Source organism: Algoriphagus marinus (assembly GCF_001936475.1).
In the GTDB taxonomy this organism is placed as follows: domain Bacteria; phylum Bacteroidota; class Bacteroidia; order Cytophagales; family Cyclobacteriaceae; genus Algoriphagus; species Algoriphagus marinus.
The window spans coordinates 122,971-139,668 of sequence record NZ_MSPQ01000010.1 but is presented as its reverse complement, the minus strand read 5'-3'; the positions used below and the strand labels follow the sequence as shown (position 1 = coordinate 139,668).

Annotated in this window: 13 protein-coding genes and 1 tRNA gene; 7 read left to right on the top strand and 7 right to left on the bottom strand. The window is 39.0% G+C overall.

Features of this window, described 5'->3' with window-relative positions:
- Positions 1 to 130 precede the first annotated feature (130 nt).
- Genes BVC88_RS16315 through panB form a run of 4 tightly spaced genes read left to right on the top strand, consistent with a single transcriptional unit; the run spans position 131 to position 3,672 of the window.
- On the top strand, positions 131 to 1,372 hold the full coding sequence (locus BVC88_RS16315; protein ID WP_075351786.1) for a 3-deoxy-D-manno-octulosonic acid transferase: 1,242 nt from the start codon (positions 131 to 133) through the stop codon (positions 1,370 to 1,372).
- Positions 1,369 to 2,292, top strand: coding sequence for a ribosome small subunit-dependent GTPase A (gene rsgA, locus BVC88_RS16310; protein WP_075351785.1), 924 nt, complete (start codon positions 1,369 to 1,371; stop codon positions 2,290 to 2,292). Before BVC88_RS16315 ends, rsgA begins: the two co-directional genes overlap by 4 nt.
- Positions 2,293 to 2,351: 59 nt before the next feature.
- Entirely contained in the window at positions 2,352 to 2,846 is a 495-nt protein-coding gene (locus tag BVC88_RS16305) for a phosphoribosyltransferase family protein (RefSeq protein WP_075351784.1), read from the top strand.
- 4 nt (positions 2,847 to 2,850) lie between these two features.
- On the top strand, positions 2,851 to 3,672 hold the full coding sequence (panB, locus tag BVC88_RS16300) for a 3-methyl-2-oxobutanoate hydroxymethyltransferase (protein ID WP_075351783.1): 822 nt from the start codon (positions 2,851 to 2,853) through the stop codon (positions 3,670 to 3,672).
- Positions 3,673 to 3,743: 71 nt separating this feature from the next.
- On the opposite strand, the gene BVC88_RS16295 is transcribed toward panB, so the two are convergent.
- The 6 genes from BVC88_RS16295 to BVC88_RS16270 form a co-directional block, all read right to left on the bottom strand.
- Positions 3,744 to 4,829 (bottom strand): hypothetical protein, encoded by a 1,086-nt coding sequence (locus BVC88_RS16295; protein ID WP_075351782.1) that lies wholly within the window; start codon positions 4,827 to 4,829, stop codon positions 3,744 to 3,746.
- A 293-nt stretch (positions 4,830 to 5,122) separates the two neighbouring features.
- Positions 5,123 to 6,334, bottom strand: a complete 1,212-nt coding sequence (locus BVC88_RS16290) for a glycoside hydrolase family 57 protein (RefSeq protein WP_075351781.1) — start codon at positions 6,332 to 6,334, stop codon at positions 5,123 to 5,125.
- Positions 6,331 to 7,620 (bottom strand): glycosyltransferase family 4 protein, encoded by a 1,290-nt coding sequence (locus BVC88_RS16285; protein WP_075351780.1) that lies wholly within the window; start codon positions 7,618 to 7,620, stop codon positions 6,331 to 6,333. Before BVC88_RS16285 ends, BVC88_RS16290 begins: the two co-directional genes overlap by 4 nt.
- 10 nt (positions 7,621 to 7,630) lie before the next feature.
- The gene (locus BVC88_RS16280) at positions 7,631 to 9,547 is read right to left on the bottom strand and encodes an amylo-alpha-1,6-glucosidase (protein ID WP_075351878.1); all 1,917 of its coding nucleotides are present in this window, start codon (positions 9,545 to 9,547) and stop codon (positions 7,631 to 7,633) included.
- Between the two features lie 341 nt (positions 9,548 to 9,888).
- Positions 9,889 to 9,964 (bottom strand) — tRNA-His (locus BVC88_RS16275).
- Between the two features lie 78 nt (positions 9,965 to 10,042).
- Complete coding sequence (locus BVC88_RS16270) at positions 10,043 to 11,386, bottom strand: dihydroorotase (protein ID WP_075351779.1); 1,344 nt, start codon at positions 11,384 to 11,386, stop codon at positions 10,043 to 10,045.
- Positions 11,387 to 11,436: 50 nt separating this feature from the next.
- Between BVC88_RS16270 and BVC88_RS16265 the strand changes: the two genes are divergently transcribed.
- Genes BVC88_RS16265 through BVC88_RS16255 form a run of 3 tightly spaced genes read left to right on the top strand, consistent with a single transcriptional unit; the run spans position 11,437 to position 15,138 of the window.
- Entirely contained in the window at positions 11,437 to 12,810 is a 1,374-nt protein-coding gene (locus BVC88_RS16265; RefSeq protein ID WP_075351778.1) for a DEAD/DEAH box helicase, read from the top strand.
- A gap of 58 nt (positions 12,811 to 12,868) precedes the next feature.
- On the top strand, positions 12,869 to 13,978 hold the full coding sequence (locus tag BVC88_RS16260; RefSeq protein WP_075351777.1) for a DUF4221 family protein: 1,110 nt from the start codon (positions 12,869 to 12,871) through the stop codon (positions 13,976 to 13,978).
- On the top strand, positions 13,975 to 15,138 hold the full coding sequence (locus BVC88_RS16255) for an alpha/beta fold hydrolase (protein ID WP_075351776.1): 1,164 nt from the start codon (positions 13,975 to 13,977) through the stop codon (positions 15,136 to 15,138). Before BVC88_RS16260 ends, BVC88_RS16255 begins: the two co-directional genes overlap by 4 nt.
- 37 nt (positions 15,139 to 15,175) lie before the next feature.
- Here the strand turns inward: BVC88_RS16255 and BVC88_RS16250 are convergent, their stop codons facing one another.
- A complete protein-coding gene (locus tag BVC88_RS16250; protein ID WP_075351775.1) occupies positions 15,176 to 16,672 on the bottom strand; it encodes a M28 family peptidase in 1,497 nt (498 codons plus the stop codon).
- Positions 16,673 to 16,698: the final 26 nt, after the last annotated feature.

Here is a 16,698-nt window from a genome sequence, read left to right as displayed (position 1 = left end):
TACTGATTTTTAGGAGGAATTGCATGTAGTTGAGATCTTTTTTCATGAATTAATACAAAATCTTTGGAATTTGGCGGGAAAGGAAAAGCTGATGAAATAGGTTTTGCCTCTGATTGTCTACTTTTGGAAAATGAAATTGATTTATCGGTTTGGGATTTTATTAGCACGCTTGTTTCTGCCTTTGGCAGCGCTTATGATTCCCCGGATAGCTCATTTTTTAAATGGTCGCAAAAGCCTGTTTGAGAAGTTAAGTAAATTCAAAGAAGGTAAATCTTCCAAAACGGTATGGTTTCATGTCTCCTCACTTGGGGAATATGAGCAGGCACGACCCGTAATTGAATCATTGAAAAGAGTCTCTCCGGACTATCAGATTGTTGTTAGTTTTTTTAGTCCTTCTGGCTATGATCATGTGATCAAGAAACCGCAGCATGAAGTAGATTTCATTAGCTATCTACCCGTCGATAGTAAGCGAAATGCTGAAAAATTTGTACAAATACTTAATCCTGACTTAGTGTTTTTTGTCAAATACGATCTGTGGTATCATCACTTAAGCGCAATTAAAACTCGAAAAATCCCGCTTTATCTGATTTCAGCTTCTTTTCGTTCAGACCAAATTTATTTTAAAGGGATTCCATTTTTCAGGAATTTACTTTTCTTCTTTGATCAGATTTTCACTCAAAATCAAAATAGTATTGACTTACTTCAGTCAATAGATTATAAGAATGGGATACTGGCTGGAGATACTCGATTTGATCGAGTTGTGGAGATAGCAAGGGAGCCTAAAACTTTTGAGGATATCAAAAGATGGAAGGGAGAGAAACCTGTTTTGGTGGCTGGATCTATCTGGGAGGAGGATATGAGTTTGTTAATTCCCTTGATTAATTCAAACCCAGATTATCGATGGATAATAGCACCTCATTCGCTTGATTCGGGGCCTATGGCAGATTGGGCAGCGAAAATTAAGGCGTCAAGTGTTCGGTATTCGGATTGGGATAAGAGTGTAGATTACCAGGTTCTATTTATAGATAATATCGGAATGCTAAGTTCACTTTACCAGTTTGCTAAGGTGGCCTACGTGGGAGGTGCCTTTGGGAAAGGTCTTCATAATATATTGGAGCCGATTGCTTTTGGGGCGCCGGTAATTTTTGGAAAGTTGAAAAAAGAATCCAAATTCCCGGAAGCAACTCAGAGTCAAATGCAAGGTTGTGGTTTCGAAGTAGCAGATTTTGAGGAATTAAATAGTGTATTCGAGAATCTTCAAAACTCTGAATATTATAGAAAAAGTCAAGATTCTGCAATGGACTGGGTGGATGCAAATAGAGGAGCTGCAGCCAAAATAGTATCCCAAATCAGCTTAAAAAACAAATTATGAAAGGAAGAGTAATCAAATCTACCGGGAGCTGGTATATTGTTCAGACAGATTCAAGTTTAGTTTCTGCAAGGCTAAAAGGGAAGTTTAAGCAAGATGAACTGAAGTTGACTAATCCAATAGCCGTAGGAGATTGGGTGGAAATGGAAAAGGAGGAAAATCAAGATACTGCGGTTATTAATGAGATTCTTCCTCGCGAAAATTATGTTATCCGAAAGTCTACACGAAAGCAGCATTTCTCACATATTATTGCAAGTAATATAGATCAGGCAATGCTGGTAATTACCATGAAAAATCCACGAACTTCTTTGGGATTCATTGATCGGTTTTTGGTGAGTACAGAAAGTTTTAGAATCCCGGCCATCCTTGTGGTCAATAAAATGGACTTATTGTCTGGAGAATCCGCCGAAGATTGGTTGTTGGATATTCATGAAATTTATGAGCCACTTGGCTATAAAGTAATTGAAGTATCAGCACTCTACACTGAAAACCCTAAAGAACTTTTTCAACCATTTCTAGAGGGAAAAACAACGCTTATTTCCGGTCATTCCGGGGTAGGTAAATCAACCTTGCTAAATGCATTGATTCCTAAAGCAGCACAGAGTACCAAAGAGATATCCTCCTTTAGTGATAAAGGGGTTCATACGACTACATTTGCTGAGCTTTTTCCATTGGAATATGAGGGAAGTCTAATCGATACTCCAGGAATTAAAGAGTTTGGAATATTGGATATAGAGGATAATGAACTTTCTCATTATTTCCCTGAAATGCGGAAGTATCTTGGTCAATGCAAATACAACAACTGCCAGCATGTGAATGAGCCCGGATGTGTGGTTTTGCAAAAATTGGAAGAAGGCTTTATTCATCCATACCGCTACCAAAGCTATCTGAATATTCTAAATGAAGAGGATAACCGTAGATAGCAGACGGATTAAATTTTGAATCCGCACATAAATACTTAATTTTCATTTTTAAAAGAATTATGAGCGAAGTACTCAATCACGAGCAAATCAAGAAGAAAATCACTCGAATGGCTTATGAGATTTATGAAAGAAATCTCGGTTCTAAAGCGGTCGTTTTAGCTGGTATTTCCGGTATGGGGATGACATTGGCAGATCTTTTAGCAAAAGAACTTCAAGCTATATCCCCTTTGAAAGTGGAGGAAGTGGAAGTGATCTTGGATAAATCTAATCTTGCGGAGGCTGAAGTAAAGCTTTCTAAAAACATCGATCTACAAGGGAAAACCTTACTGATTGTGGATGATGTCCTGAATACTGGAAAAACACTTGCATATGCGATGAAACCATTTTTAGACAAAGAGTTGTATAAAATGGAAGTTGCAGTATTGGTTAACCGTAGTCACGGCTTGTTTCCAATTCGGCCTGATTACACGGGATATGAGCTTTCTACTACCTTCAATGAGCATATTCGCGTAGACTTTTCTACCGAAAACAATTATTCCGTACATCTCCACTAGCCTTATGTCAGTTTATTCTTCCGCTACAATAAAGCGAATCACTACACATATACTCCAGGAAATGAAGGATCGTGGAGAGAAGATTTCCATGCTGACGGCCTATGATTATTCGATGGCCAAAATCGTGGATGCTGCAGGTATTGATATTATCCTAGTAGGGGACTCCGCCTCCAATGTAATGGCAGGTCATGAAACTACCCTTCCGATCACCTTGGATCAGATGATTTATCATGCATCTGCAGTCGTGAGAGCAGTGAAGCGATCATTTATCGTGGTGGATATTCCTTTTGGAAATTATCAGGGCAATAGTTCTGAGGCATTACGATCTGCAATCCGGATTATGAAAGAATCTGGTGCGCACGCAGTCAAGGTGGAGGGCGGAGCAGAAATCAAAGAATCCGTGATTCGTATCCTCAGCGCTGGAGTTCCTGTGATGGGGCATTTAGGATTGACTCCACAGTCAATTTATAAATTTGGTACTTATACCGTTCGGGCAAAGGAAGAGGCAGAGGCAAACAAACTCCTGGAGGATGCCAAAATTCTTGAGGCATGTGGATGCTTTGCGATTGTTTTGGAAAAAATACCCGCTGAGTTAGCAACACAGGTGGCTCAGACTGTTTCTATACCTGTGATTGGTATTGGTGCTGGAGGCGGAGTAGATGGTCAGGTTTTGGTAATGCATGATATGTTAGGAATCACTCAAGAATTCAAGCCAAGATTTTTACGGCAGTATGCCGATTTGCAAGGGGTCATGATGGAGGCCTTTACGAATTATATCAAGGATGTGAAAAGCCAGGATTTTCCGAACGAAGGAGAGAGTTATTAAGCTTCAGATCGGACAAAAGCAAAAGGCTGGAAAATTTTTCCAGCCTTTTGCTTTTTAGAGAAGGAGAGCATCTAGTCCTTCACAAGAGTCTTGAAATTATAGATTCCACTTCCAATCAGCTCTTGAATCGATCCTTTGGCAGCAGTGAGGTAGGTCTCGGTATCGCAAGCCACATAATGTGATGCTAAATTTAATTCTCCGCCCGAAACCATAACTAATTGTGGATAAGCAGTCTTACTGAAAGTAGCTACTTCTGCTGAAGTCACTTCTACCAGCTTGTCTTCTTTAAAGACTCCGCCAAAATACACATCCCTTTTGAGACCTGTACTGGAATCGAAAAGCGGTGAACTAGCCATATGACCTGCCACAAAGCGAACTTGGGAAGCTAACCGTCCCTGAGTAGGTGAGGTAGTAAAACCTTTGGCAAATTTCCCTAAACTCATTTGTTCGTTATCTTGAGTTCCGACCGCAGCGGCTAATCTTAGATTAATATCGGCCTTCACTTTTGATGATGCATAATTTGCAAAGCTGGTTGAACTTGCATCCAAATTGACAAAAGGAAAAATAAATGTTGCTTCCGCTACATAGGCATCATTTAAGTCTTGTGAAAGTTTTGAACTGGTATCAACGAATGTTCCTTTTTCTCGACCACTATTTGAAATTCCTTTCACCCAATAATCATAGCCTGTAGGAGTGACCATGACGTACCCTGTTGCTTGATCTGTAGATGAGGCTCCGCCTTTCACTTTTTCATAACCAGAATAATAATCTGTCTTTCCTGCTTCGTCAGCTGTGATTATTTCAAAACCATCTGCTTCCAGCTGTGCTACAAAATCAGCATAAGCTTCATCTACTATTTTTTGAAAATCAGGAATATCCACTCCACTCAACTGAACACCCATACTTGTTTTGGTTCCTGAAACAGTTGTAGTACGATTTGCACGTTCGTTTTTAGACCCTGATGTACTGGCAGAAGCCTCTTCATAAACCTCGAATAAGGCGCGGAATTTTTGGATGTAAACTCGCTTTGGAGATTTCGAAGATTGTTTGTTTCTGTGAAAGGCGTTTACATCGTAATCTTTTGAAGAGATGTAAGGATCTGCTGGCTGGAATAACCCCAATAAAACGAAGAGAATGGTTATTAGTGATGTTTTCATTGTAGTCAATGTTAGAATTAGAAAATTATGATCGTTTTTTCTTCCAAAATAGGCTACAAATAGTTGAAAAGTAAACTTGTTATCAGAACCACAGAATTTCTAAATAATCAAAAAAAAACATTTAAAAGACTTTAAATCAAATGGTTGAAATTAATTTTTGACAAAACCTAACAATTAGTTTATCCTGAAAATACGACAAATGCCCTATGAAAAAAATCTACTTCAGCTCCAAAATCGGCATATTGAATGAGATGAACACCAATAAAAAAAGACCGGCTAAACCGGTCTTTTTTCTAGGCTTCTGCCTCTTGTTCTTTTAATTTTTCTTTAAGCCTCAGCACGAAATCACTTAACACATTCATATAGTTGATGAACGCATCGTAAGGAGAATCATAAGGACTGAAGTAAGAGTGAATATCTCCGTCAGAAAAGAACTTCGTACACATGTAGTAGAAATGATCCGAAGTCTGGAGGTAAGTCCAATCGCGCTTAATTTCTGCATCGTCGATTTGATTGACCATTTTCTCTAATTCATAGAGCTTGCCAAATGCTTCATCCTGAAGATCGTTGCCCAGCCAAGCGGTTAAGTCCCGCTCTTCATCGGCCCAAGATATAGGCGTAGGAACATGGATTTTACCTATCGGAGGAACTTTAGCTACCACTTCGGAAGGAGTTGAGAAACCATAATTGGTATGCTTAAAAACTGCCTCCGGTAAGTGCTTCATGAATTCAAAAATTCCTGTTTCTGCCCACTGATGCTCTCCGAAGGTCTCGTAATCCATGAAGAGATTAATTACCTCCTCTGATTGAGGCACATTATTGATCCATTTTACAAACTTATCCGTCGTCAATGGATAATCAGCCCAGGTCTTATTTCCAAAACGGAATGCGATATCATCACTTAGTTGGAAATTCTTTAAAAGGACTTTCAATTTTGGCTCAATACTATTGCAATACACATAGTTGGGGCTTTTCCAGCCCAAGATATGCTTAGCACCTTCTGTCAGTGTTGCCTCAAAACCCATCTCTGCGATCATTTCTCCTATTTGATCTGAATAGATCAATTCCGTATTACGAAAGACCTTTGGAGTATAGCCATTGAAAAGTTTTTTTATTTTCTCCTGGTGATCTCTCACCATAGTCTTAAACTCATTCTTACTTTTCAGAGAAGCAAGTGAGTGCCCATTAGTTTCATTTAATAGTTCTACATGTCCTGTATCAACTAATTTCCGAAAGCTTTCAAGTACATCAGGAGCATAGGATTCCATCTGATCAAGGAATGTTCCAGACATTGAAAAACAGATTTTGAAACCACCATCATACTTGTTGATCAGTTCTAAAAGAAGTGCGTTCATCGGCAAGTAGCATTTTTGAGCTACTCTTCGCATCACACTTCTGTTTAGGAAGTCATCCCAATAATGATGATCCTCACCAATGTCAAAAAAACGATAAGGTTTTAAACGATAAGGTTGGTGCACCTGGAAGTAAAAACAGATAGTTCTCATGATTTCTCAGCTAATATTTTTTGATAGATGGTGACAAGTTTGGCAGCCACATGCTCCCATTTCAATTTTTTCAATTCTTCAGTACCCAACTCTTTGAACATTTTGGAAATGCCTTCATAGTGAAGTAGTGCAAAAGTGGCATCTGCCATTGAATCAATATCCCAAAAGTCAACTTTGATTGCATTGTCAAGTACCTCTGCTACTCCTGATTGCTTGGAGATGATTACAGGTGTATTATGCCTAACTGCCTCTAAAGGAGAAATGCCAAATGGTTCTGAAACTGATGGCATAACATACACATCACTGATTGCATACATGTGATCTACGTCATCTCCTTTCAAGAAGCCCGTAAAATGAAACTTGTCAGCAATCCGAAGTTCTGCAACTCGGTCGATCATTCTGTTCAGTAGGTCTCCAGAGCCAGCCATCACAAAGCGCACGTTAGGATCTCTTTCGAGCACTTTCTTTGCTGCTTCTACGAAGTATTCAGGACCTTTCTGAAAAGTGATTCTACCTAAGAATGTCACTATTTTCTCAGGGACTTTTTTGTTGTAGGTAGATTTGATTATAGAGGCATCCAGCACTGCATTGTGCAATACACTGATCTTATGTGCAGGAACTCCATACTTATCAATAATAATGTTTTTAGTCAGTTGACTTACTGCGCAAACGTGATCTGCAGCATGCATACCAGCTCTTTCGATTTCGTATACCGGTTTGTTTACAGATTGACCTGATCGATCAAATTCAGTAGCATGTACGTGTGCTACCAAAGGTTTACCGCTTATTTCTTTAGCAGCAATTCCTGCCGGGAATGACAGCCAGTCGTGGGCGTGAATGATATCGAAGTCACTTCGATCTCGAGCAATTTGGGCTCCAGTAAGTGCGTATCGAGAAACCTCTTCCAGAAGATTTTTCCCATACTTTCCACTGAATTCATATTTGGTTGTGAAAATACTTTCATCCACATCTGCTCGATCATGGATAGCATAATCAGTGAATTTTTGGTACTCTTCCGGGCCAAGATAGGGTACCAAGAAACTGCTAACTTCCAGGTAGGTAAGATTTTTCCAAATAGATTTAAATTTTTTCTCCCGGTAGTCAATAGAAATATCACTGGCATTCACAAAATCGGCCATTTGTTCTTCATCACCCCAAAGTTTTGGGACAACAAAAATGACTTCTTGCTTATGGTGAACCATTCCTTTTACTAAGCCGTAGCAAGCTGTACCTAGGCCTCCTGAAATATGTGGTGGAAATTCCCACCCAAACATTAATACCTTCATAAAAAGTCCTTTAAATCTTATTGATCAAATCCATCATTCGCAGTAGTTCTGCCACACTCCAAGCCTGTGATATAGCTCCTTTAGGACGGTGAGGAGGATCTCCATCGTATATTTCAGCTACTGTGCCTATACCATATTGTGTCATCACTCCGTCAAACCCCTTTATTATCTTTTTGATAAAATTACTTGCGGATTTGCCATGTAGCTTAATATAACCTTCTACAAAATGGCCCATGGGCCAAACCCAAACTGTTCCGTTGTGGTAGGCATTATCTCTACTGATTTGATCTCCAAAATAATATCCTTTATAAGCAAGATCATCCGGTGAAAGAGACCTTAGTCCTCGGTTGGTCAATAGTTTTGATTTGACAGTCTCTAGAATCTGATCATTTTGGTTTTCATTAAGCATAGTATAGGGAAGTGATGTTGCAAAAACCATATTTGGCCTAATTGCCCAATCTTTCTCATCATCATTTACCAAATCTGCCAAGTACCCATGATCTATAGACCAAAATTCTCTTTCAAAAGAGTCGCGAACTTTTTCAGCCAAGGAAGCAATTTCCTGATCTCCTGTTAGTTCGTGATAAAAACATAAGGCATTGTACCAAAGAGCTTGAATCTCAACTGGGCAACCTATCCTTGGCGTTACAGGTCCGTCAGGAGTTACAGCATCCATCCAAGTCAAGGCAATACCTTCAACACCTCCATAAACCAATCCATCTTCCCTGACATGAATATTGAAATCAGTTCCGGCTCGATAACCGTCGATGATTCCCTTCATTTTCCCGAGATAACGCTCTTTTATGGTTTTACTATCACCTGTATAAATAATGTATTGCTGCAAGGACCAAAAATACCATAGAGGTGCATCTATTGAATTCATATTGGTCATCACGCCGCTTCCTACATTAGGGAAAAGTGGTCCAGTTAGATCTTTGGACATTGTGTCCATGATGTTGAGAAACGTTTTAGAATCTCCTTTGGTAAGCGTAAGCCCAGGAGCTGCAACGAAAGTATCTCTTCCCCACCATCCAAACCAAGGGTACCCTGCGATTACTCTGGTTTCCCCATCTCTATTTCGGAGAAATTGACCTGCAGAATTTTTAAGACAATTTTCAAAATTGTTCCTCGGGATTCTTCGTGCAATTTCCTTTTGAAAAGCGTTTTGTCTGGTTTTCGGGTCTGCCTCTGTCAATCCTGCAGAAAAAATAACAGATTCTCCCTTTTCAATATCAAACTCGAAATATCCGGGAACATATAAGTCCTCTTGGTAGTCGTAGCCCCGCTCTCGCTCCATTATATACTCAATATTGTAATACCAATCCGGAGCAGGAACATATTCACATTTCTTTGAGAGCTGAAGGAAAAGCGGATCGTATTCTTTATATAGATGGAAACTAGCGCCATTTGGCACCTTTTTAAATTTTTGGTTAATGATTGTATTCGCTTTAGAAAGGTTGTGATAACTTCTAAAAGCCAAGAATGGGGATATTCTTATTTTGGTTGGAGAATGAGCATCCAATAATGTGTACCGGATCATAACCCTATCACGGTTAGTATCAAGTATTAATTCTTTTTGCAACAAAACCCCACCTACGCGATAGGTCAGTTTTGGGATGGGTTCTGAGTCAAAATCTTCAAGATATTTATGCCCTCTTGGAGAATAATTTCCTGGAAACTTGCTAATGCCTAGGTTGAAACTAGCACCATGTTGTATCACCGTTTCGTGAACGGTTGAGAGCATTACATGATTTTGTGAATCAATCTGAGGTTGAGGTACCACCAGTAAACCATGGTATTTTCGGGTGTTGCAGCCGATGATAGTAGTGCTTGTGTAGGTCCCTGATTGATTAGTCCTGATGATCTCACGATCTAGGGAATAATTCAAGTTTACCAGTTGTGTCTTATCGAAATGGATATAACTCATAGTAGAAAATTCTAAGGAGTTAAAAATAGAGTTTTGCATCCATAAGAAAAATGAAAAACAAAAAAATAAAGGTTATGTCTCCATAACCTTTGTTTTAATTGTGATTTTTTAAGAATGAATCGCTTCTTTTTGTACTTCTTCGAAATTTTTCAACGATTCTTCAAATTTCCGAAGGTAATTTTTCGCTTGCCGGATGTTGATTGGCTTTACCACCGGAAATTTTGGGGAAGTTTTGAATAACGGAAACATCTGAAATTGGTTTAGTTTTTTGTTTTTTAGTCAAATGTTGTGCCAAAAGGGCCTCGTATTTAAAAGTAAAGCCCCTCAATATGAGGGGCTTTGGGTGAAAGACCGGGTTCGAACCGGCGACCTCCGGATCCACAAACCGGCGCTCTAACCAGCTGAGCTACAATCACCATTTTGTGTTTGTTGTGGAATGTTTTCCTTAACGGTTGGCAAAGGTAATAATTAAGATAATTTGGTACAACACTGATTCTAATTATTTATTAAAAATTTCAGCCGCTCTCCTTTTTTAGTTTCGTCAAACTTACCATTCTCATATGCTAAATGTCCTGAAACAATCGTATGAGTCACATTTGACTTAAATGTATGTCCTTCAAAAGGTGACCATCCACACTTAGATAAGATATTTTCTTTTGACACAGTCCATGGGGAATTAAGATCTACCAATACCAAATCAGCAAAGTAGCCTTCCCTGATGTAGCCCCTTTCTTTAATCCTGAATAGCTTTGCTACGTTATGACACATCTTTATAGCAATCTTCTCTAGGCTGATTTTGCCAGCATGATAGAAATCCAACATGGCGACCAAACTATGCTGATTTAGCGGTCCTCCAGATGGAGCCTTGGTGTAAATCTGTGCTTTTTCTTCTAAAGTGTGCGGAGCATGATCGGTAGCGATCACATCGATTTTATCATCCAAAACTGCCTGAAAAATAGCATCCCGATCTTTAGAAGTTTTGATTGCGGGATTCCATTTGATCAAATTTCCCTTTTCAGCATAATCCTCCTCCGAAAACCACATGTGGTGAATGCATGCTTCAGCTGTGATTTGTTTCTCTTCCAACGGAATAGTATTATCAAAAAGCTCTAGTTCTTTTGCTGTGCTGATGTGTAAAATATGAAGACGAGTACCATATTTCTTTGCCATGGCCACAGCGCGACTTGATGCATCATAGCAAGCTTCTTCAGAACGGATTTTGGGATGGAATTTTACCGGAATATCATCTCCATAGATTGCTTTGAATTCGGCGAGATTGGCAGCAATAATGTGATCATTTTCGCTGTGTATGGCGATGAGTGCTTTGCATTCTCTGAAAATTCCTTCTAGCGATTCAATATTATCAACTACCATGTTTCCTGTGGAGGAACCTTGAAAAATCTTCAACCCGCATACATTTTCAAAATCAACTTTGAGGATTTCGTCTAAGTTATTGTTCGTAGCGCCAAAGTAGAACGAATAATTCGCTAAGGAAACTTCAGCTGCACGAGCATATTTGTCATCAAGAAGAGGTAAAGTGACTGCTTGAGGGACAGTGTTTGGCATTTCCATATAAGTGGTAGTTCCACCTGCCACTCCAGCCTTTGCCTCTGTATAAATTTCACCCTTATGAGTCAATCCAGGTTCTCTGAAGTGTACTTGATCATCAATCAGACCAGGAAAAAGATACTTTCCACTCGCATTTATATGGATGTCAGCCTTCTCTTTTGAAAGATCTGCACCTATTTTGGAAATTCTTCCATCTTCCACTAATAGGTCATTCGGACTTATCCGGCCTTCATTGACTATATTTGCACCGGTGATTAAAATACTTTTCATTTTTTTCGCTGATTAATCAGGTTTATTACTCCTTTCAAAAATAACGAATCATGTCCAATGAAACCCCATCTTTTGACGCTTTTAAGCTAAATCGTCAGCTACTGGAAGCGATAACAGCTGCGGGTTACAAGGCCCCGACGCCTATTCAGCAAAAGGCAATTCCTTTGGCTTTGGCTGGGCATGATGTCTTGGGAATAGCTCAAACAGGCACAGGCAAAACCGCCGCTTATATTTTGCCTCTATTAATGAAAGTGAAATATGCTCAAGGGATGCACCCGAAAGCGCTAATTTTGGCTCCAACCAGAGAGCTGGCAATGCAGATTGAGGAAGTTGCCATTCAGATGGCAGAAAATACTGATTTACGAATCGTCTGCCTTTATGGTGGATTAGGTCCAAAAACCCAAATCGAATTGATAGAGGCTGGGGTAGATATTATTATTTCTACAACTGGTCGCTTTTTAGATCTTTATAAAAAAGGGAAAATCTTCACCAAAGAGATCAAAACGATGATCTTGGATGAGGCTGATAAAATGATGGATATGGGCTTTATGCCTCAGATTCGAAATATTTTAGAAATTATCCCTGTGAAGCGCCAAAACTTACTCTTTTCTGCAACCTTCAGTGATCGAGTAGAAAAGTTGGCTTCGGAATTTCTGGAGTTTCCAGAGCGAGTAGAAGTGACTCCTTCTGCAACCACAGCGGAGACCATCGCACAGGTTAAATATTTAGTCCCAAATATTCGAACCAAAATCAACTTACTTGGAGAGCTACTAAAGCAAGAGGAAATTGCTCGGGCGATAGTTTTTACAAGATCAAGGAAAAATGCCGAAGAGGTCTATGCATATTTAAAAAATCGGGTTGAAGGAGAAGTTCGGGTAATTCACGCAAACAAAGGTCAAAATACGCGGATCAATTCTATCGATGATTTTAAATCTGGGGATGTTAGACTTTTAGTGGCTACTGATGTGGCTTCCCGCGGATTGGATGTGACCTTGGTATCGCATGTGATTAATTTTGATGTGCCTCTCATCTATGAGGATTATGTACACCGAATCGGTCGTACCGGTAGAGCGGAGCATGAGGGAAAGGCCATCACTTTCGTAAATCCAGCGGAGGCTTACCATTTCCAACGAATCGAGGAATTGATCCGAATGGAAGTTCCAGAGCTCGAAATTCCGGCTCAGGTGGATGTGCCTGAAACGCCTTTTGCAGAGCGACAAGCTTATGCTCGGGAGTTAGATCACTTGATGCAGCGGGATAATCCAGATTACAAAGGAGCTTTCCATGATAAAAAGGAGCGGAAGAAGCCGAATCTGTTCAAGGAAAAAGCGAAAGAAGAAAAGAAGCGTGGCAACAAAAACTCCAAAGCCAAGACCAATCGAAACCAGCTAAAGACTAAACATCAAAAGAATAAAGGGAAGTAATACAAGTTAAATTTCTTTAAGGAAATAATTTTTATTGCTGTAGTTCTTATTTTTCGAAATGAATAAGTGTTTAGTACTACTTTGTTTCCTTTCATTCGCCTGCACTAGGAAAGAGGTATCCACTGAACTCAATTTCGAACAGGAGCGGATAAGTATCCCGATTTCTTCAGGTCAGTTGAATAGCTATCAGGAATTCAGTGTTTATAAAACTGAAAACAATAGGATGGTAGGGTATAACTATCTCCGCCATACACTTGATTTTTTTGATTTAGATAAGCAAAAGCTAGAAAGATCGCTATCACTTGCTTCAGATGGGCCAAACGGGCTTGGCCAAATCCAATCGCTCGATTGGCATAATGAAGATTCTATTTTTATGTATGAGCGAGGAAAGCTTCACATCGTCTCAAGCAAAGGTGAAAAAGTGGACACCTTTGATTTGTATGAGATTTATGGAAATTTGAACCTTGGGGAACCTGTTTGCAACTTTTATTTCAAATTGAATTATTCTAAGGAAACCAAAGAGGTTTACTTTTTTATGATAAATCCAACTATTGATTTAAAGGAAAAAATTGAACTTTCCTTAGTCACTTCATTATCCATTGAAAATAAGACTGTGAAACAATTCTCTATAAAGCATACGGAGCATTTTAAAAATCTGAATGGTCATGTTGGGTTTATCTCCTATCTGGGATTCTCCGGATTTTTGAAAGAAAAGATGATCTACAACTTCCAGTATGAATCACCTATTTATGCTTATTCTCCAGTTGACGGTAAGATTGACCAAAGTAAAATTCATGAAGAGAAGAAGATTAATGAACTTCTCACGCAGGACGACTCAGAAATCTTTGATCGACACGCTATTGAAAACCCTCACTTTCTCAGTCCAGCGCCCGACCCTTGGAAGAATTTGATTTATAGGTTCACTTGGGGGGCTCCGGATCCTAGTCTTGTAGATAATGGCTTTACCGAAAAATCTTTTTCGATTTCTGTTTTTGATTCCGAATTAAATTTTATCCAGGAGTTTTCACTTCCAAGTTATACTTATCAGATCAACAATTGGTTCGTCAATGAAAATGGAATCTATTTGAATGTAGCGCATCCTAAAAATGAAACAGTTTCTGAGGATTTTTTAGTGTTTGATGTATTCAAATTCAAAGAAAATAAATGATGCTTGGTATATGTCTTGGATTGCTTTTGGTACTGCAAACTGGGATGGAGAATATCTTTTCGATTCAAGTTCCCCTAGATCATTTCAATTCCGGTAGTAGGGAAATCACTATTGATTATTCGATTTCAGGAATATTTGACAGTTCAAAGCCAACAGTTTTTTATTTGGAGGATCCTGTAGATTCTGCCTTTGGCTATTTAGGAATACCAACTGAACTCAAAAGCCAATTTAATATTGTCTCTATTCAGGGAAGATATCAGTCTAATGAATTGATTGATTTTCTAGAAAATCGGAATGAATCCGATTGGGAATTAAATTATATCCTACTCAATCAAAGACAAGTATCAGAGGACCTGGAATTGATCAGAAGGAAGCTACTTGGAAATGAAAAAGTGACACTTTTAGGTTACTCCTCCTCCGCTACAGTTTTACACTATTACCTTTCGCTTTATCCTGATCAAGTTTCAACTATGATCAGCTTAAGCCCAATGTTTTTTGATGTGGAAGGTAATTTGAGCTTTTGGAATCAATTCAGTTTCATTGAAGAAAAAGTTGAATACCTAGGTGCAGACCAGATAGCAGATTTTGCCTATTATTCAAAAGAGGATTTTTTCAACAGTTCAAAATCAGAAAAAGACAGTTTGTTATTTTCAGCTTTAAACCAATTTAAAACTGACAAAAGATTAGGGTTTTCTGAACTTAAGTTTAAATCAATTCCATTAAGAGTGAGAGCATTTGAACTCCTTTATCCAACTGCTCCTTTTTCAGAAACAACTTCAAAAACACTTAAATCTTTTCTTAGAATGGCTTCGCCTATTTTCGATACCTTTAAGAAAAAAACATTCCTGGTCTACGGGTTAAACTTTGACAAAGGGCTGGAATTTGAGGGTAAAGTAGTGTTTATTGGAGGTGCTTTTGATCTTTTACTTAATCCAAAAATACTCGATGTGATGGCAGAATTCTACCCAAATAGTACGCTGTTACAATTAAGGGATGGGCATGCTTTGAGGACATTTCAATCCTGGGATTGTTACTCCGCCTTTTTAGAAGCTTTTATTTCAAATCGACAAGCTTCCAAAATTCGAGTTTACGAAGATCTTAAGAAAGCTCATTTGCTTTATTTAAAAAGTGATTACAATTCCGTTAAAGTAAAAAATTAAATAAGCCCTGAAAATTTAAATTTTCAGGGCTTATTTTTTATCGTTCTGTTCTAGTATTAGTACCGTCCACAGGGGTTCGCTTGTCGCGATTTGCCAGGTCCCAAGCAGTATGGAAAATAAGTTTTGCTCTTTTTTCCATCAATGGGAATTCAATTTTTTCCACCGTATCAGTTACCTGATGGTAATCATCATGTACACCATTAAAGAAGAAAATCACAGGAACATTATGCTTTGCAAAGTTGTAATGATCAGATCTGTAGTAGAATCGATTTGGATCGTCTTCCGCATCATATCTATAATCTAAGATCAAGTCGGTATAAGTGATATTGTTGTATTCGTTGATCTTTTTTAATTGAGAAGAAAGCATCTCTGATCCAATCACATAGACGTAATCTTTGTTCTCAGCATTTTGATATTCGTAATCAATTCGTCCCACCATGTCGATGTTGATATTATTCACCGTGTTTTCCATTGGAAATATCGGATGATCACCATAGTATGCAGATCCCAAAAGCCCTTTTTCTTCTCCAGTTACATTTAGGAATAGGATTGATCTGCGCGGTCGTTTCCCATCTTTAGTCGCTGTTGAAAAGGCTTGAGCGATTTCCATCACAGATACCGTTCCGGAACCGTCATCATCTGCTCCGTTGAAAATCTCACCTGTACTGCTCACCCCTACGTGATCATAGTGCGAGGAAATCACCAACACTTCATCTTTAAGGTCTGTGCCTTCCAAGTAGCCCATCACATTGGAGCTTTCTACAGGATTTACCGTTTTCTTTACTTGAAAAGTTGCTTTTTGAGAAGGAATAGATTCAGGGTTTGTCTTTGCGGCTTCTTTTAAAGTTTCTACAGGTTGCCCGAATAACTCTCCCATTTTGTCAGAGCTCACGGTGAAAATTGGACGTTGAGTCACTTCTTTTTCAAATCCTATTCTACCTTTTCCTGCAAGCGTTTTGGCTCGGTTTGCAATTCTGTCAAAGTTCGACTGGCCTTCCATGCTCACCAATACAATTCCAGCAGCACCTGCATCCATTACTTTGGTGACAAGGTCATTACTTCTTACCCCGACTGCCCAGATTCCAACCAATTTATCCTTTACAGACACCTTCGCTAGATTTTCGTCATTTGCTAATCCAAGGAAAACTAAATCAGTTTTCATAGACTTTGCCATATTCCCATCTCCAGAAAAGACAAAATCTTCGTTCATGACCAATTTTGACTTCCCGACTTTTAAGTCCACTTGATCAAAAGAAACACTCACTAAAGGTACTTGCTGCATGTAACTGCCATTGACTGGTCCGGTAAAACCAAGACCTTTATAGAAATCAGCAAGGTATTGAGCTGCAATTTTTTGCTCCTCAGAACCTGTGTCTCGCCCTCTCATTTCATCGGATGCTAGGTAAGTAAGGTATTCTGTAAGATCAGCAGCAGTAATAGTATTGGCATATTTTACTTGAATGGGATCTTGAGCTACTGCACTTAGTGTCAGGCCCAACGCCAAAGTCCCGGTTAATAACAGTCCTTTTTTCATTGATTTTTTTTTATTCTGGCCCTAAA